Source organism: Mesorhizobium sp. LjNodule214, from assembly GCF_964252735.1.
Classification (GTDB): Bacteria; Pseudomonadota; Alphaproteobacteria; order Rhizobiales; family Rhizobiaceae; genus Mesorhizobium.
Window position 1 is genome coordinate 107334 of the sequence record NZ_CAXUPE020000003.1, and the last position, 16055, is coordinate 123388.

Sequence of the window (16055 nt, forward strand, 5' to 3'; positions counted from 1 at the left end):
ACCATGGCTGGCCTAGCGTTTACCTATCAGTAAGGAATCGCCGCCAGTGACCTTTGCCGCCCCCCTCGAGGCCAAATCCATTCGCTTTCGCGCCCGCTCCTTCGTCGCCTTCACGCTGACGCCGGAGGCGCCTTTGGACGAGTGGCTGGAGAGCCTCGACCGCTGGATCGGCAACTCGCCGGGCTATTTTGCCGGCCGCCCGGTGGTGCTTGATTTGAACACGCTGAAGCCCGATGTCGCCGCGATCGAATCGCTGGTCGCCGTGCTTGGCCATCGCGGTATCCGCGTCTATGCCATCGAGCTCGACGGCAGCGCCGAGCTTGGGTCGCATTTGCCGCCGGCGCTGGTCGGCGCCAAGGAGGCGACCGCTGACGGGCTGTTGCAGCCCGGCCGCAAGGCAGCCCCAAGCAAGCCGGAAGAAGGCAAGGCGGAAGAGGGCGCTGAAGAGCACAAGGCCAACGAGGGCAGGGCAGCCGCCCTGGCGAAGCCGGCCTTGCCGGCCGACGGCACGCTGATGATCCGCACGCCGATCCGCTCGGGGCAACTCGTGTTTCATCCGCATGGCGATGTCATTGTGCTGGGCTCCGTCGCTTCCGGATCCGAGATCGTCGCCGCCGGCTCCATCCACGTCTACGGCACGCTGCGCGGACGCGCTTCGGCCGGCGGGCTCGGCAATTCCGCGGCGCGCATCTTCTGCCGCAGGAACGAAGCCGAACTGCTCTCGGTCGACGGTTGGTATTGCACGGCCGAGGAGATGGACCTGTCGGTGCGCGGCAAGGCGGTCCAGGCCTTTCTCGACAACGGCATGCTGCGCATCGCGCCATTCAGCTGACAGACGCTCGGCTGCCGCTGGGTGGCGGCGCCGATCGACCGACAAGACAACGAAACAAAAACGGAGGCACTTTTCATGGGCAAGGTAGTGGTGGTCACGTCCGGCAAAGGGGGCGTCGGCAAGACGACCTCGACGGCGGCACTGGGAGCGGCGGTCGCCAAGACCGGCAAGAAGGTGGCGCTCGTCGACTTCGATGTGGGCTTAAGAAATCTCGACCTGATCATGGGCGCCGAGCGGCGCGTCGTGTTCGACCTGGTCAACGTCATCCAGGGCTCGGCAAAGCTCTCGCAGGCGCTGATCCGCGACAAGCGGGTCGAGACGCTGTTCCTGCTGCCAGCCTCGCAGACGCGCGACAAGGATGCGCTGACCGAGGAGGGCGTCGGCGAGGTGATCGAGCGGCTGCGCTCGGTGTTCGACTATGTCTTCTGTGACAGCCCGGCCGGCATCGAGCGCGGCGCTCAGCTGGCCATGCGCTTTGCCGACGAAGCGGTCATCGTCACCAACCCGGAAGTGAGCTCGGTGCGCGATTCCGATCGCATCATCGGCCTGCTTGATGCCCGCACCATGAAGGCCGAGCAGGGCGAGCAGATCGCCAAGCACGTGCTGGTCACGCGTTACGATGCGGCCCGCGCGGCGCGCGGCGAAATGCTCTCGATCGACGACGTTCTGGAAATCCTGTCGACGCCGCTCTTGGGCATCATTCCCGAAAGCCAGGATGTGCTCAGGGCCTCGAACCTCGGCTCGCCGGTGACATTGGCCGATCCGCTGACCGCCGCCGCCAAGGCCTATCTCGACGCGGCACGGCGGCTCGAAGGCGAGGAACTGCCCGTCGTGGTGCCCTTCGAGCGCAAGGGCTTCCTCGACCGTCTGCTCGGAAGGAGGGCGGCATGAACATTTTCGACCTCTTCAAGCGGCGCTCCAGCGCGCCGGTGGCGCGCGAGCGGCTGCAGGTGCTGCTTGCCTATGAGCGCCGCAACCGCAGCCAGCCCGATCTGGTCTCCATCCTGCGCGAGGAGATCATGGCGGTCATCGCCAAGCACGTGCAGATCGACCAGGACTATCTGCAGGTCTCGATGGACCGCGGCGAGACCATGTCGACGCTGGAGATCGACATCCAGATCCCCAACAAGAGCGCCGTGCCGCTGGCCATGGCGGGGTGAGGGGCTGACCTCGCAGAACTTGGGTTCCTCGCCCCGCAAGGCGGGGGTCCAAAGGACGGGCGAGATCCGTGGCTCGCCCGGGAACGGTGGCCGCGAAGCGGCCGGAGAGGGCTTCGCCACGCCGGCGGGTTCCCTCTGAATTCTTTTGAAAGCAGCCATTCCCCCTCTCCGTCTCGGCTTCGCCGAGCCACCTCTCCCCCACTCCGTGGGGGCGAGGAAGCCCAAGCCTTTCCATGGCTGCCTCGGAGCTTCCATCCCCCAAATGTGCTAGATCGCCCTACCCGCCGGCAGGGGCTTCCCCTACGAAAGCATAGGATGTAAAAGGGGAAACATTAGCAATTCATTAAGTACGAGGGGTTTGCGTAAGCGGCAGAGTAAGAGGTGTATGACATGAACCTCAAGAGCCTGATCAAGCGTGCTGAAGATGTAGACAAGGTATTCCAGGAGCTGCAGACGGAATTGGCGGAAGCCATCAATGAGTCTCTCGAGTCGCTGGAGGACGTTCCGGATGAGGATCTCCAGGCAAAGGGCGACAGTCTGCAAATCGAGGGCGCCAAGGGCGAGGTGACCGAGGGCGAGGTGGCCGAGGGCGAGGTGGCCGAGGGCGAGGTGGCCGAGGCCGGGCCGCCCGAGGACAGCACAGGACAGCCCGTGCAACGGCTGACGTCCCACACGCAAACCCGGCTGGCTGCATTGGGCGCTGTCGATGGGCTGTTCCACGAGGCGCGGGACTATCTGGAGGAGATCACCGCCAAACTGTCGGAGATCGGCACCTCGCACCATTTGACGCGCGAATTCCTCACCATTCTGCACGGCGACATCCTTCGCGCCAACGAGCTTGAACTTGCAAATACCGGCCTGGCCGCGGAACAACGCGTGCTTTCGCAACAGCTCCACGATGCGGTCAAAAAGCAGCGCGAGCGCGACAGCGCCGTCGAGGTGTTGCAGCAGCGCGAGACAAGCCTGGTCCAGGAGCGCGAGTCGCTTCGCACCGCCTTGGCCGCGGCAAGGCTGGAACTCGTCGAGGCGGCCAATGCCAGCGCCAGGCGCGAGGCGGAGTTCGGCGATGCCGTCAAGTCGCTTTCCGACAGGACGGTCGAGGCCAACCGACGCTCGCGCGAGATCAAGACCTTGCGGGAAAAGCAGGTCAACCTGTCGATCGATCTCGACAGGGCGCAGAAACGTGAAGCCGAGGCGCGCCACAGGCTCGACGAACTGTTGACCACGCACCGCAGCGAAGCGGCGCGGATCGCCGACCTCGTTGCCGCGTTCGTCAAAAGCGAGAAAGAGGAAATGCGGCTGCGGACCGCGCTCGAGATGGCGCAGGCGAAGCTGTCGGAAATGACCGAAGCGGCCCGCATCGTCGAAGCCGACAGGCAAGCCGAGCAGGAGCGCGCCCAGGCCGAGATGAGCGGCCTGCGTTCCGAGATCCAGGGCCTCCAGTCACGCCTGGAGCTTGCCGCGAACGAGAACGGCGAGGCCGCCGGCGAGGTCGCCAGGCTCAAGACCGAATTGAGCGACGCCGTGGCCGAAAAGCGGATCGCCGATGAAAGACTGTCAGCCCTCATGAACGAGAGCGAAAACGACAAGATGAACCTTTCGACCGTGAGCGCGGACCTTTCGCAGCTGACGCTGCAACAGGCGTCCGAACAGATACAGCTCGATATCCAGAAGCAGGAATGCGAGGACCTGCGCGCCGAGATCGCGTCGCTCAATGCCCGCATCCAGGAGCTGTTGCCCTATGAACGGCTGCATCGGGTCACCGAGGCCAGGGCGCGCGACGACGCGGTTGGCGCCAGGCCGCGCGACGACGGGGTGGTGGTCGAGATCAAGGGCGTGGTCGCCGAAAAGGCGCGCGCCACGCACCGGCGCCGCGCCCACCGCAACCTGCGCGCCACGTCGTAGGGCGAAAGCGGCGGAGTGGGTAATCTCCCCCACCAGGGGGGAGATTGGCCTCACTCTCCGGCTTCGTGCTGGTAAAGCTCGTCCATGCTGAGCTTTGCCAGCTGCGCGAAGGGCGCCTGTTGCTTCACCCGGCCGCGGCTCAGGATCACCACGTCGTCGCAGAACGAGATGGTGCTGTGGTGGTGGCTGATGACGATGGTGGTGCGGCGGCCGGCGCGCGACTTCAGCGTCTCGACGATGGCCGCTTCCGACAGCCCGTCCACGGCATTGGTGGCTTCGTCGAGGATCAGTATGTCGGGATCGCGCACCAGCGCGCGCGCCAGCGCGATGCGCTGCCTTTGCCCGGCCGACAGGTTGACGCCCCGGTAGCCGACCAGCGTCTTGTAGCCCTGCGGCAAATGCTCGATGAATTCATGCGCCTCGGCCAGCCTGGCGGCGCGTTCGGCGTCGTCGGCTGAAGCGGTGTCGTGGCCGTAGACGATGTTGTCGAAAATCGTGCCGTCCACCAGCTCCAGCTCCTGGCTGGCCAGTGCAATGTTCTTGCGCCATTGGCCGGGGTCGATCTCGCCAAGCGAGACCCCGTCGACCAGGATGCTGCCGCCGTCGGGCTCGACGAAGCGGCAGAGCAGGTTGACGATCGTCGTCTTGCCGGCACCCGAACGGCCGATCAGCGCCGTCGAGCGGCCGCTGCGGATGGTGAACGTGGCCTGGTGCAGCACCGCCCCACGCGCGTCCGGGCCGGGAGTCGCGGCCGATCCCGCATAGGTGAAGCTGACATCGTCGAAGCTGATCGCTTGGCGCAGGCCGTCGAAGGGACGGCTGCCTTGCGGCGGCGGCGGCTTCCCCGCGGGATCAAGCAGCCATTGCACCTCTTCCAGCGAGCCGGAGAGGCCTTGCAACTGGCTCCACGACATCTGCAAGGCGCGCATATGCGGCTGCAGCCGGTAGAGCAGGATAAGGAAGGCGGCGGTCAGCGGGAAGCTGACATTGGCGATCCAGGCGCCGATCACCACCATCAGGAACAGCATCGCGTGCAGAACCTCGGTCAGCGGCGGCAGGACGCCCTGGCGGGTCGAGAGCACGAAAGCGGCGCGCCGCACTCCGTCGGAGGCTCTGTCGAACACCGCCTTCTCGCGGTCCTCCTGGCCGAAGATGCGGATCAGGCGGCCGGCATGCACCAGATGCAGCATCTGCGAGGCAAGCGCGCTGTTGCGCGCGGCGACGCCGCGGCTCGGCGCCTTCAGATTGGCCGACAGCAGGGCGTGCGCCAACTGCACCAGCGCCAGCCCGAGCGTCACCAGCAGCGTCATCTGCCAGGATAAGAGCAGCAGGAAGGCGAGCAGGATGATGGCCGCCGAGGCGCTGACGATCGCGCCGAGCAGGGCCTGGATCGCATCCGAGGCCCGCCAGGATTCGTTGGAGATGATGTTAAGCAGCCGTCCGGGGCTCTGCTGCAGGAAGAACGGGTAGCCGACCTTGAGCAGCCGCTCCGACAGCGCGCTGCGGATCGCAGAGCTTGCCTTGCCGTAAATATGCGCGGTGACCAGCGTGTTGGCGAAGGCAAGGGCGTTCTTCAGCACGATCGAGCCGAGGATGGCGGCCGAAATGGCGATCAGCCGCTCGCGCTCGCCGAGGCTCGCTCCAACCTGCTGGAGCAGGGCGGAGAAGCCGGCCATGCCGGCCGTGTCGCCATGCCCCATGATGATGCCGAGCAGCGGAATGATCAGGCCGATGCCGAGGCCTTCGAGGGCCGCGCCCGCCAGGCCGAGCACCACCACGGCGGGAACAAGCCGCAGCAGCCCGCCGCCAAGCGCGCGGCGCAGCATCGGCAAGGCTGGCGGCATCAGCTTCATTGTCGTGCCCTGGCCTCCGCGCCGGCTTCATTGGCCTGCCGATCCGGTTGCAGCCGCGGCTGCTTGCGCCGTCCGACTATCAAAAGCAGCGCAAATCTGGCGGCACCTGCAAGGTTCATGACGACGACAGGCCAATGCGACAGGCCGAGATCGTGGTCGAAGCGCGGGCCGCCGGCAAGCTCGCGCATGGCTGCCCGCGCCGCCCAGTAGAAATGGCGCAGCAGCCAGGGCGCGCGCCGCACATGCTTCAGGCACAGCGCGCCGTTGCCGAAATGATAGTCGCGGTGCAGCCTGTCGATCGACTTGCGATCGCGCCGGCCGTGATGATGGAAGATCGTCATGTCGGGCACGTATTCGACCGGAATGCCCAGGAACATCGCCCGCACGAGGTAATCCGTATCCTCCGCCGAGCGCAGCGGGCCGCCGGCGCCAAAGCGTTCGTCGAACGGTCCGATGCGGGCCGCGACGTCGCGGTGCATGGTCATGTTGCAGCCAAGCACGAAGCCGCCCGGATGAACGGCAGGCGTCAGCCGCTCGCGCTGTTCGCAGCGCTTGATGGTGAAGGGCAGATCCCTGGCATCGCCGAGTTCGACGCGGCCGCCGCGGACCAGCCATTTATCGCCGCTCGCATAATGCCGCATCAAGTCGCGCAGGTAGTCGCGATCGACCGCGCAGTCATCGTCGACGAAGACCAGAATGCGGCCCCGCGCCTGCGCCAGGCCGGCGTTGCGCGCCGCCGCTAGCCCGGGCCGCGGCTCCGAAACGGCGGTCAGCGGAATGTCCGAGGTCTTGGCCAGGCACGCGAGGCGCTCCGCCGTACGGTCGATCGAGCCATTGTCGACCACCACCATCTCGGCGGCGAAGCCGGGATGCGCCCGGCAGGCGGCCTGGACCGACTTGATGCAGGCTTCGAGCACGGCGAGGCGGTCGCGCGTGCAGATGATGAAGCTGACCGCGAACGCCGGCCTCTGCCCCGGCCGGGGAGGAGCCGGGCGATCGCGTTGCAGGAGTGGATGCGGCTGGTCATTCATGCCAACCCCCGCTGATAAGGCGCAAGCACCGCGCGGGCCGGCCTGGTCTTGAAATAATGCGCCACCTGGTCCGCCTTTTTGCCAGCAGCGATCGAGGCGAGGCTGAGCCGGGGCGCCCAGGGTCCGGGGCGCAGCGCGTATTTCTCGCGGCGCCGGATGGCGTTCCACTTCGCGGTCCGCGTCAGCAATTCATGCGTCAGAGCAGGCTCCCCTTCGTCGCCGATGAGCTGGTAGAGAAAATAGAACAGGTTGAGCGCGCCGGCCGCGAAGCTCGGCCGCGCGTCATCGGGCAGCGCGGAAATCCGTTCTTCCAGCGCAACGATGAACTGGGCGGCGCGCGCAACCGTGTCGAACGAGACGGCATCGCCGATGGCCCGCAGGTCCTCGGTGCGGTCCGCCAGGCCCTCGCGCTCGAGGTTCTCGGCCACGATCCGCAAATGCGTCCGGCGCATGTCCCTGGTATGCCGGCTGGTCACGCTCCCAGGGTGGATGCGGTAGACGAGCAGGTTTTCCGGCATCATCGCCGCAGGGAAACGGCGGGCAAGCCGCCCGAAGAGATCGAAATCCTCAGCGTGCCTGTATTCGGGATCGTAGTGGAGACTGCCCTCGTCGATGACCTTCCTGTTGTAGACCACGGTCGGATGCATGAAGACCGTGAAGAACATCGACAATATCGGCAGGCTGAACTGGAACACCGGATCGAGCCTGCCCTTGGCGATACGGCCGCGCAGCAAGGTATCGATGCCGGCGCCGCAAAAGCCGAGCTCGGGCCGCTGGTCGAACAGCGCCACCTGGCGCGACAGGCGCCAGGGATAGGCGATGTCGTCGGCATCCATCCTGGCGACCAACTCGCCCCGGGCAATGGCCAGGCCCTCGTTCAGGGTGGCGACGAGGCCGCGGTTTTCGCGCGAGATGATTGTAACGCGGTCGTCGGCCCGGCGGTGTCGCTCGAGGATCTCGAGCGAGTTGTCGGTCGATCCGTCATCGATGGCGATGACCTCGAGGCGATCGTAGTCCTGCCGCAGGATCGAGCCGACGGCAGCAGCGAGATAAGGCCCGGCATTGTAGACCGGCAGCAGAACGGAAACGAGCGGGGCGGCGGTCATTGGCTGGCACCCGTTCGCCGGAGATTGCGCGGCGGCTCGCGGCCGTCGGGCGATCCTGTGGGATAGGCCGGCCTGCCGAACCAGCCGGCCTCGCTTGCGCGTTCGTGGGTGGCACGGCGGGCGACATAGGGGAAATGGCGCTTGAGGCCGTTGAGCGGCTTTTCGAAAACCTGCCAGGAGATCGACGCCAAGACGATCGTGGCGGTGCCTGCGACCAGGAACCGCCCCGGCCCTTGCTCGGAGACGTTGAGCGGGATCCAGGGCTGCGCCTTGACGGCATAGGCCAGAAGGATCGGGTGATAGAGATAGACGCCGTAGCTGATGCGGCCCAGGACAAGCAGCGGCGGCAGTTCGGCAAGCTTGCCGAGGATGCCGCCAAGCCCGGCCGAACAGGCGGCGACAATGGCCACCAGCGGCACCAGCGGCAGCACCTGGAGCAGCAGCCAGTGGACCCATTCCAGCATGGGATCGGCGGGTGCCGGGATAAACCACTGGATCGCCAGGAACGCGGCCGCGAAGGCCGGCCAGCCGCGCTGCATCCATTGTGGCAGGGTGGCGCCTCTGGTCGCCCGCGTGGCGAGCAGCGCGCCGCAAGCCAGCGCGTCCATCGAGGCCGGCGGCAGCAGGTCGCGGGCGAGCGCCGTGTTGGCGGTCACCGGCCAGTAGAAGCGGTAGGCCAGCGAGACCGCGATGACGCCGATGGTGATCGCCTCGATGCGCCGGCGCGGCGCCAGAAGCACGATCAGCGGCCACGCGATATAAAACTGCTCCTCGATGCTCAGGCTCCAGAAATGGCAGAGCAGCCAGGGCGTCCACTCGTTGCGCAGCGCGTACCAGAAATTGGAGAGATAGAGCGCGTGCCACAGAAGCGATCCACGCGACTGTTCGAGATCGGTCAGCCAGACGAAACCCAGCACGGCGAAATAGGGCGGGAATATGCGCAGCGCCCGCCTGATGTAGAAGGAGCGCAGCGCCGGCCCGGCTTCGAACTCGGCGGCCGCACGGGCTTCCAGCAGAAGCCGCGTGATCAGGAAGCCGGAGAGCACGAAGAACAGCCGCACGCCGAGATGACCGAGGAAGGAGGAGCCGCCCGCGGCGAAGAAATGCGAGTACAGCACCATCATCACGGCAATGGCGCGCAGCGCATCGAGCTGTATGTCGCGCTGATTTGACATCAGCCGCGTCCGCCGGTGCGATGTCTCCGATGAAACAATGTCGCGCCAGGCCAGCGGGCAGTGGAATGCAACAGCGCTCCGATATCGCCCGCCGGTGGCCCGCGCCTTGCGCCCGGGGCGGCCTCGAAACCGGTCAGCGGAAAGCCCACTCTGGTCAATATACCGGAACCTCCTCCGCGCCTGTCCAATCGGGCAACGATTGTCTCACGCTATGCTGCAGCGCAACACAAAATGTTTACCATGCTGAAACACATCTGTGATGTCGATGTCGAAAAAATGGCTAAAGACCGCCCATATTTTGACATTTTCGGTAACTGGCCCCCCGGGTATCGGAGCTTCGTGTGAATGATTCACTGCTCGTTCTGGTTGTTTTAAAGTATTGATCAGTTTGTATTCTGCGAGGATGCTTAGAAATATTTGCAAATGTGCATGTGATATTTAAATAGAAGTTTTCTAGATTTCGATTTTGAGCTACTTTGCAGCAAGTGAGCAAGGCACGGCAAGCTTGTGCGATGCAGCGAAGTATGGCGCAAAATGAAGCTGTAGCGTTCATTCGTCCCCCTCTGTCCCGCCGAAATTAGAGGTTCGCAAGCGTGAAATCGTTTGCCCTTGCCCCATCAACCGTGGTTGCCGTGCCTCACGACAGGCCGGCTGGTTGGCCCTATCTCCAGCCATGCCCTTTGTACGCCGTCGCGCGAACCAAGGGGCACGGAGGAACGAAGCAAGGTGACGTCGACGCCGATTGCCAAGTCTGCGGTTGAAGCCGGCACGATCCCTCTTGTGGCGCTGCTCGGCGCCATGATGTCGGTGCAGATCGGCGCCGCCTTCGCCAAGGGGCTGTTTCCGCTGGTCGGCGCCGAGGGCACGACGATGCTCAGGCTTGTCGCCGGCGCGCTCATGCTGGCGGCCGTGCTCAGGCCCTGGCGGGTCAGGCCGTCGCGCGCCGTCTGGCCGTGGCTCGCCGCTTATGGGGTGACGCTCTGCGTCATGAACCTCCTCTTCTATGCCGCGCTCACCAGGATTCCGCTGGGCATTTGCGTGGCCCTCGAGTTCACCGGCCCGCTGCTGGTCGCCGCGTTCTCGTGACGGCGCGCAATGGACTTTTTATGGGTGGCGCTGGCGGTGGCCGGCATCGTGCTGTTGTCGCCTTTTGCCGATGTGCGCCAAGCGCTCGATCCTGTGGGCGTGGTGCTCGCGCTGGCCGCCGGTGGCTGCTGGGCGCTCTACATCGTCTTTGCGCAGAAGGCCGGCGCCGAGCTCGGCGGGCGCACCGTCGCCTATGGCATGGCGATCGCCGCGGTGCTGTCGCTGCCCTTCGGGCTTGCCGGCGCGGCGCCAGCGTTGGGCAATCCGTCGATTCTGTTGAGCGCCGCCGTGATGGGTTTCCTGTTCCTGCGCGAGAACCTGACGGCGCTGCAGTGCCTCGGCATTGCTGCGGTCATCGCCGCTGCCTTCGGCGCCGCGGTCACGGCAAAGCCGCCGGTGCCGTCGCCCCAATAGGTTTTTGCGTCTGGGGTTACGCCGCCTCGATGTGCTCGGCGCGCAGCCTTGCCTTCATGGCTTCCAGCGCCGCTTCTCCGCCCGCCGAAAGCTCTTCGGCGATCCTGGCCAGATCGCTGTCGGCGGCGCGGTGCCTGCTGCCCCAGCCGCCCAGCGTTGCCAGCACCGGCAGCAGATCGATGCCAGCCTCTGTCAGCCGATAGATTGCCTTCAGCCCATGCGTGGGATCATCGCTTCTGGTCAGGATGCCCTCGTCCTGCAGTGTCTGCAGCCGCTCGGCCAGCGTGCGCGACGAGATGCCTTCGTCGGATTGCAGGAACTCCCGGAAGTGCTTCTTTCCGGCGAAAATCAGGTCGCGCACGATCAGCAGGGTCCAGCGGTCGCCGAGCAGTTCGAGCGACAGATTGATCGGGCAACCGGATTTTCCCTTGGTCGACATCTCAATGGTTCCATTTTTAAATCGCTTTACTATTGACACTATTTTCGCATTCCGTCAATGGTTCCAGAAGTAAACCGTTGGCGAGGAGAATGACGATGCGAAGGCTTATCCTGCAGATGCAGATGTCGGTCGACGGTTTTGTCGGCGCCAACGCGGATCATGACTGGCAGCTCTGGAACTGGGGCGGCGATTGCCCCTGGGACGAGGCGTTGAAACAGGATTTCAGCGCCGTCTTCGCCGGCATCGACACCATCCTGCTCAGCCGCAAGATGGCCGAGGAGGGGTACCTGACCCATTGGGGCAACGCTGCGAAGAATTATCCGCGCGACCCCTTCTATGCGTTTGCGCAGCGCATCGTCGATGTCCGCAAGGTGGTGGCGAGCGACAGGCTGCAGGCTTCGCGGTGGGAACGCACCACGGTCGTGAGCGGCAACCTGCCGAGCGAGGTCGAGGCGCTGAAGGCGGCTGGGGGAGGCGACATCGCCGTGTTCGGTGGGGCGGGCTTTGCCTCGGCGCTGATCGCGGCCGGGCTGGTCGACGAGTTCCAGCTGTTCATCAATCCGGCGGCGCTGGGCGAGGGGACCAGGATCTTCGATCAGGGCGGCTTCGGAAGGCTCCGCCTCCTGGGATCGAAGGCCTATGCCTGCGGCATCGTGGTCAGCCGCTACGGGCCGGCGTAATCCCGGGCTGGCTTTGGCCATGCCCCGGACCGTTTTTCAAACCGTGCCCTGCCGGCCTAGGCCGTGCCTTGGCCTGTTCTTAAATCGCCTGGACGGCCATGAATGGCTTAGCCGGCTAGGCATGGCCGGGGCCGACCGCGCACGGAATAGACATGGCAGAGCGCCCGCGTGCCCGCACGCAGGGCCACATCCGGAGGTTGAATTAGGACTTAAGTCTGAATCCACTTCCGCAAAAGTCTGAATCGACAAGACAAGGGTCGTGGGCCACTTCCGCAAGGCGCTCCGATTTGTGAATGATTTCACTTCGACAATGCCGTTGGGGTTTTCGGCTAGGAGTCGGGCCGGGTGACCGGCATGGGGAGAGCGGGATGCGCGATCTGCGCATGGGCAGCAGGTGTGTCTTGCGAGCGCTAACGGCGCTTGCGCTTGTTGTCGCGCCTTTTCAACTCTCCATCGATGGCCCAGTCGCCACCAAGGCCTATGCCGGCAAGGGCGGCAATGGGAATGGCGGAAACGGAAACGGCGGCGGCAACAGCGGCGGCAACGGCAACGGGAACAGCAGCGGAAACAGCAGCGGAAACAGCAATAGCGGTGGCAACGGCAAGGGCAAGGGCAACAGCGCGAACAAGGGCTCCGCCACTCATGTGAATACCGTGACCGGCGACAAGGTCGAGGTCAACGGCAAGAGCATCAAGGTTACTCATCCAAACGGGATGAAGGAAGAGATCGAAAACGGCCGCTTCAGGATGGAGGATGCGCTTGGGCGTACCATCGTCGACAGAGCGGCAACCGCAGCCGATATGGCGCGTTTGAAGAGTTTGTGAGAGCGAGGTTCTATCTGGAAGTGATCTTTTCGGGACCGTAGGTCAGCGCTGCAAAATCAGGTTGCCACCTTTTGCTTCGTCTCTTCGGTTCTTGATCATCGTATGACAGAACTCCCGCTACTCACCTTGCCCCCGCCTTTTGGCGGGGGTATTTTTTGGGGGTTCCGGCTGCATTTCCGCAAACGAAACTCTTGGCGCATCGCGGTTTGTTGCTGCTGTCCGGCTTTTTCGCGCGCTTCAATCTTAAAGAACTGCCGTCTGTTTTCCAAGAGGGTTGGTTAACGCCCAGTAACCGGCCTCGTTTGCGGTTGTTTTCATCGCGTGCATGGCGCTGACCGATGACCGGTCCTGGCGCCGGCGTTGCGACATAAGTCCGGCACCGGCAGCAAAAAAAGTCCGAACGGGCAAGGCAAGGGTCGTGGGCCGCTTTCGCGCGCGCGCCGATGCATGGATGCTCCTCTCGATCATGCCGGTTTCGGCCAGACCGCCAAAGGCCGACACGGGGGGAGGATGCGCAGACTGTCGTTGACCCGCCAGGGATGGCTCGCTTTGCTGACTTCGACGGCATTGGTGATGACGCTCGCCCTATCCCACGTCAAGCTCCACGGCGCCGCCGGCATCGCTCCCTCGATGGCGTACGCCGCCGGCGGGAACAGCGGCGGCCATGGCGGCGGCAATGGCGGTGGCAACGGTAACGGCGGTGGCAATTCATCCTCGGCTGGCGGCGGCGCTAATTCCGGCTCCGGAAACGTCGGCCAGGGCAACTCCGGCAAGGCCAAGGGCAACCAAGGCAACCATGGCACCCACGTCAATGCGGTGACCGGCGACACGGTCGAGGTCGACGGCGACAAGATCACGGTCATCCATCCCGACGGCATGCAGGAGGAGATCGAGAACGGCCGCTTCAAAATGCAGGATGCACTCGGCCGCACCATCATCGAACGCGAGGCGACGCCGGAGGATGTGGCGCGCCTGCAGGCCTTGTGAGGGCAGGGAACCCCCCCCTCTCTGTTTCTCACTTCACCCCCGTCCCCGCCCCCGGGGGCGGGGGTGGCACGTTTTGGAGGAGCGAGTGGTGAGTAGTGAGTAGTTGTTAGTTGGTGGTCGCGGCAGGATCACTGTGCCGACCTACCCACTACTCACTCCTCACTCTTCACTTTTCCCGCTCCTTCGCCTCATGCATCAGCAGCGCCGCCTCCGTTCGGTTGCGCACGTTGAGCTTGGCCAGCACCCTGGTCATGTGGTGCTTGACCGTCTTTTCCTGCAGCGACAGCCGGGCCGCGACCTCCTTGTTGCTCAAGCCTTCCGCCACCAGCCGCAGGATCTCGGCCTCGCGGCCGGTGAGCTGGCTGAGCGGGTCGGGCTTGCGGTTCGCCGGCTGCAACAGGTTCGACAGGAGCTTGGCCGACAGCGTCGGCGATACATAGCTCTGGCCGGCCGCGACGTCGCCGAGGATCTCGGCCAGCGTCTTCGAACCGACGCCCTTCAGCACATAGCCGCGCACGCCGGCATTGAGCGCCTGGGCAACGTCGGCATTGGTTTCCGACACGGTCAGCATGACGATCTTCTGGCCGGGGTGACCGGACAGGATGCTGGCCGCGGCGTTGAGCCCGCCGCCGGGCATGCTGATGTCGAGCAGCAATATGTCGGGCGCGATCGTGTGGGCCAGCCTTTCGGCGTCCTCGGCGCTGGCGCCTTCCCCGACCAGCTCGAAGCCGCCGATCTCGCCGAGGCTGCGCGCCACGCCCTCGCGAAACAGCGGATGGTCGTCGACAATGGCGATGCGGATGATGCCGGTCACGGCTGCTCCTCGACTGAGAGTGAAATCACCAATCGTGTACCTTGCGGGCCGGACAGGGTTTCGAACTGCCCGCCGATGCTCTCGATGCGCTCCCTGAGGCCGGCAAGCCCGAGGCCTTCGCTCCTGCCGGGCTCGAAGCCGGGGCCGTCGTCCATCACTTCAACCATCAACCTGCCACCCTTCACCCCGGCTTTCACCGCCTGGTTCCTGCCTTTTCCATGCCGCCAGGCATTGTTCAGCCCTTCCTGGACGAAACGGTAGATGCTGATCTTCTCGGAAGTGCCGAGTTCCGGCAAGCGGGCCGGAAGTGTCTGCGCCACCGAGCTGGAGGTCCGCCGTTCGTGCTCGCTGACCGCGAGCCGCAGGATGTCGATCACGGCCTGCGTCTCGATCTGCGGCAGCACCAGGCCGTTGCAGATGCCGCGTATCTCGCGCATCGCCTCGCCAAGCGTTTTGTGGATGCCGGCGATCTCGGCTTCGCGCTGCTCGCCGGACGAGCCGGGGTCGAGCAGCACGGGGCTGTCCATCCGCAGCGCCGCCAGCGCGACGAGCTGCGCCGGCCCGTCATGCAGGTCGGCGCCGATGCGCCTGAGATAGCGCTCGTTGATTGCGGTGGCGCGGCGCGAGGCACGCTGCACGCGCTGGCGCAGCGACGAGTTCTGCGACAAGGCGGCCTGCAATTCGGAGACCTTTGCCTCCAGCGCGGCGCGCTGGGTCTGGATGGTGTGGCTGCCGCGAAAGACGATGCCGGACAACAGCGCCAGTGCCGTTGCCGTGGCGCCGGCCACCACCAGCCAGCTCGACCACAAGGCAGCGTTCAGTGTCGCCTGGAATTCGTCGGCGATCTCGTAGAACTCCGAAACCGCGACCACTTCGCCCGACCAGGGTTCGCGCACCGGATTGTAGATTTCGAACAGCGACGCGTTCACCGCTTGCTCCTCGTGGCTTTCGGGGTCGTCGTCGAGGTCATTGTACTCGGCAACGACATTGCCGCCAAAGGCGGCGACCAGGTTGGCGTTCGGTTCGAACCGCTTGCCGATCAGCGTAGTGTCCTTGGCGTAGAGGATCATGCCGTCGCGCCGCCACAGCTTGAACGAGACCAGCCGCTTGCCGAGCGCGCCCTGACCGAGCGTCTCGTCCAGTGCCCGCTTGACCGTGTCGCTGAGCTCGCGGCTGGCGCGCATGTCGGGCAACAGCGGCGCAATCACGCTGTCGACGTAAAGTGCCGTGGTTGCGGCGGAATTGCGCATCACGCCTTCCCGAATCTGTGAGGTCACCCACAGGCCGACCACCAGCATCACCAGCAGAAGCCCGATGCCGCCCGCGATGAAGAACTGCAAGGCCAGCGACAGCTTGCGCCAGTACTGTAAATAATCCCCCAAGAAGGTCCCAGGCAATCGCGCAATCTCCCCCTGTTGGCGATGATTATAGAGTGAGCGCGGCATTTGCGACATCGACCTTCGTGCTGTGCACGCAGGATTCTTCCGCAGGCGGATTTTCTGCGGCTTTCGGAGCCTTTGAAGCACGGCAACGCCGCGGCCGCGGGAGCGGATCCTTGGCGGCGGGGGTTGTGCCGGCCACGTTTCGAGGTCACTATCGGTTGTGCCTTCAAGGCGACGGGCCGCTTCGACACCAAATTGACGAAGCGCCGCTCCGTCGGCCAAGCCGCGGCATCATCCGCGACCGGGAATTCCAGCCCCTTGCCGCCGCCGGTTCGATCCCGGCGCCGCGTGGATACTCGAAGGCAAA

Annotated in this window: 16 protein-coding genes; 9 read left to right on the forward strand and 7 right to left on the reverse strand. The window is 64.9% G+C overall.

What is annotated here, in order from left to right:
- Nucleotides 1-46 precede the first annotated feature (46 nt).
- The 4 genes from minC to ACSQ3Z_RS25580 all read left to right on the forward strand — a co-directional run bounded on the left by minC (nucleotide 47) and on the right by ACSQ3Z_RS25580 (nucleotide 3897).
- Nucleotides 47-832 carry a septum site-determining protein MinC gene (gene minC, locus ACSQ3Z_RS25565; protein WP_436174089.1) on the forward strand — a complete coding sequence of 262 codons (786 nt, stop codon included), beginning with the start codon at nucleotides 47-49 and terminating at the stop codon, nucleotides 830-832.
- Between the two features lie 75 nt (nucleotides 833-907).
- On the forward strand, nucleotides 908-1723 hold the full coding sequence (gene minD / locus ACSQ3Z_RS25570; RefSeq protein WP_006201442.1) for a septum site-determining protein MinD: 816 nt from the start codon (nucleotides 908-910) through the stop codon (nucleotides 1721-1723).
- Entirely contained in the window at nucleotides 1720-1992 is a 273-nt protein-coding gene (gene minE, locus ACSQ3Z_RS25575; protein ID WP_006201441.1) for a cell division topological specificity factor MinE, read from the forward strand. The genes minD and minE overlap by 4 nt, the downstream gene beginning before the upstream one ends.
- A gap of 390 nt (nucleotides 1993-2382) precedes the next feature.
- Nucleotides 2383-3897, forward strand: coding sequence for a hypothetical protein (locus ACSQ3Z_RS25580; RefSeq protein WP_436174090.1), 1515 nt, complete (start codon nucleotides 2383-2385; stop codon nucleotides 3895-3897).
- A gap of 50 nt (nucleotides 3898-3947) precedes the next feature.
- On the opposite strand, the gene ACSQ3Z_RS25585 is transcribed toward ACSQ3Z_RS25580, so the two are convergent.
- From ACSQ3Z_RS25585 to ACSQ3Z_RS25600, 4 genes are read right to left on the reverse strand one after another with little or no spacing between them, the layout of a single operon-like run.
- Complete coding sequence (locus ACSQ3Z_RS25585) at nucleotides 3948-5750, reverse strand: ABC transporter ATP-binding protein (RefSeq protein ID WP_436174091.1); 1803 nt, start codon at nucleotides 5748-5750, stop codon at nucleotides 3948-3950.
- Nucleotides 5747-6781 carry a glycosyltransferase family 2 protein gene (locus tag ACSQ3Z_RS25590; RefSeq protein WP_436174092.1) on the reverse strand — a complete coding sequence of 345 codons (1035 nt, stop codon included), beginning with the start codon at nucleotides 6779-6781 and terminating at the stop codon, nucleotides 5747-5749. The genes ACSQ3Z_RS25585 and ACSQ3Z_RS25590 overlap by 4 nt, the downstream gene beginning before the upstream one ends.
- Nucleotides 6778-7887: a glycosyltransferase family 2 protein gene (locus tag ACSQ3Z_RS25595; protein WP_436174093.1), complete on the reverse strand. Its 1110-nt coding sequence runs from the start codon at nucleotides 7885-7887 to the stop codon at nucleotides 6778-6780. The genes ACSQ3Z_RS25590 and ACSQ3Z_RS25595 overlap by 4 nt, the downstream gene beginning before the upstream one ends.
- Complete coding sequence (locus ACSQ3Z_RS25600) at nucleotides 7884-9062, reverse strand: acyltransferase family protein (protein WP_436174094.1); 1179 nt, start codon at nucleotides 9060-9062, stop codon at nucleotides 7884-7886. Before ACSQ3Z_RS25600 ends, ACSQ3Z_RS25595 begins: the two co-directional genes overlap by 4 nt.
- A gap of 726 nt (nucleotides 9063-9788) precedes the next feature.
- Here ACSQ3Z_RS25600 and ACSQ3Z_RS25605 point away from each other — a divergent pair.
- Entirely contained in the window at nucleotides 9789-10148 is a 360-nt protein-coding gene (locus tag ACSQ3Z_RS25605; RefSeq protein WP_436174095.1) for a hypothetical protein, read from the forward strand.
- A gap of 9 nt (nucleotides 10149-10157) precedes the next feature.
- Complete coding sequence (locus ACSQ3Z_RS25610) at nucleotides 10158-10562, forward strand: hypothetical protein (protein WP_436174096.1); 405 nt, start codon at nucleotides 10158-10160, stop codon at nucleotides 10560-10562.
- 16 nt (nucleotides 10563-10578) lie between these two features.
- On the opposite strand, the gene ACSQ3Z_RS25615 is transcribed toward ACSQ3Z_RS25610, so the two are convergent.
- Nucleotides 10579-11001 carry a winged helix-turn-helix transcriptional regulator gene (locus ACSQ3Z_RS25615; protein ID WP_436174097.1) on the reverse strand — a complete coding sequence of 141 codons (423 nt, stop codon included), beginning with the start codon at nucleotides 10999-11001 and terminating at the stop codon, nucleotides 10579-10581.
- 95 nt (nucleotides 11002-11096) lie between these two features.
- Here ACSQ3Z_RS25615 and ACSQ3Z_RS25620 point away from each other — a divergent pair, with 95 nt between their 5' ends.
- The 3 genes from ACSQ3Z_RS25620 (at nucleotide 11097) to ACSQ3Z_RS25630 (ending at nucleotide 13492) form a co-directional block, all read left to right on the forward strand.
- Nucleotides 11097-11681 (forward strand): dihydrofolate reductase family protein, encoded by a 585-nt coding sequence (locus ACSQ3Z_RS25620; RefSeq protein WP_436174098.1) that lies wholly within the window; start codon nucleotides 11097-11099, stop codon nucleotides 11679-11681.
- 368 nt (nucleotides 11682-12049) lie between these two features.
- Entirely contained in the window at nucleotides 12050-12505 is a 456-nt protein-coding gene (locus tag ACSQ3Z_RS25625; protein ID WP_436174099.1) for a hypothetical protein, read from the forward strand.
- A gap of 510 nt (nucleotides 12506-13015) precedes the next feature.
- Nucleotides 13016-13492, forward strand: a complete 477-nt coding sequence (locus tag ACSQ3Z_RS25630) for a hypothetical protein (RefSeq protein ID WP_436174100.1) — start codon at nucleotides 13016-13018, stop codon at nucleotides 13490-13492.
- 166 nt (nucleotides 13493-13658) lie between these two features.
- Here ACSQ3Z_RS25630 and ACSQ3Z_RS25635 read toward each other — a convergent pair whose 3' ends face one another.
- Both ACSQ3Z_RS25635 and ACSQ3Z_RS25640 read right to left on the reverse strand, forming a co-directional pair.
- Nucleotides 13659-14306: a LuxR C-terminal-related transcriptional regulator gene (locus ACSQ3Z_RS25635; RefSeq protein WP_436174101.1), complete on the reverse strand. Its 648-nt coding sequence runs from the start codon at nucleotides 14304-14306 to the stop codon at nucleotides 13659-13661.
- Nucleotides 14303-15658: a sensor histidine kinase gene (locus ACSQ3Z_RS25640; protein WP_436175136.1), complete on the reverse strand. Its 1356-nt coding sequence runs from the start codon at nucleotides 15656-15658 to the stop codon at nucleotides 14303-14305. Before ACSQ3Z_RS25640 ends, ACSQ3Z_RS25635 begins: the two co-directional genes overlap by 4 nt.
- Between the last annotated feature and the right edge of the window lie 397 nt (nucleotides 15659-16055).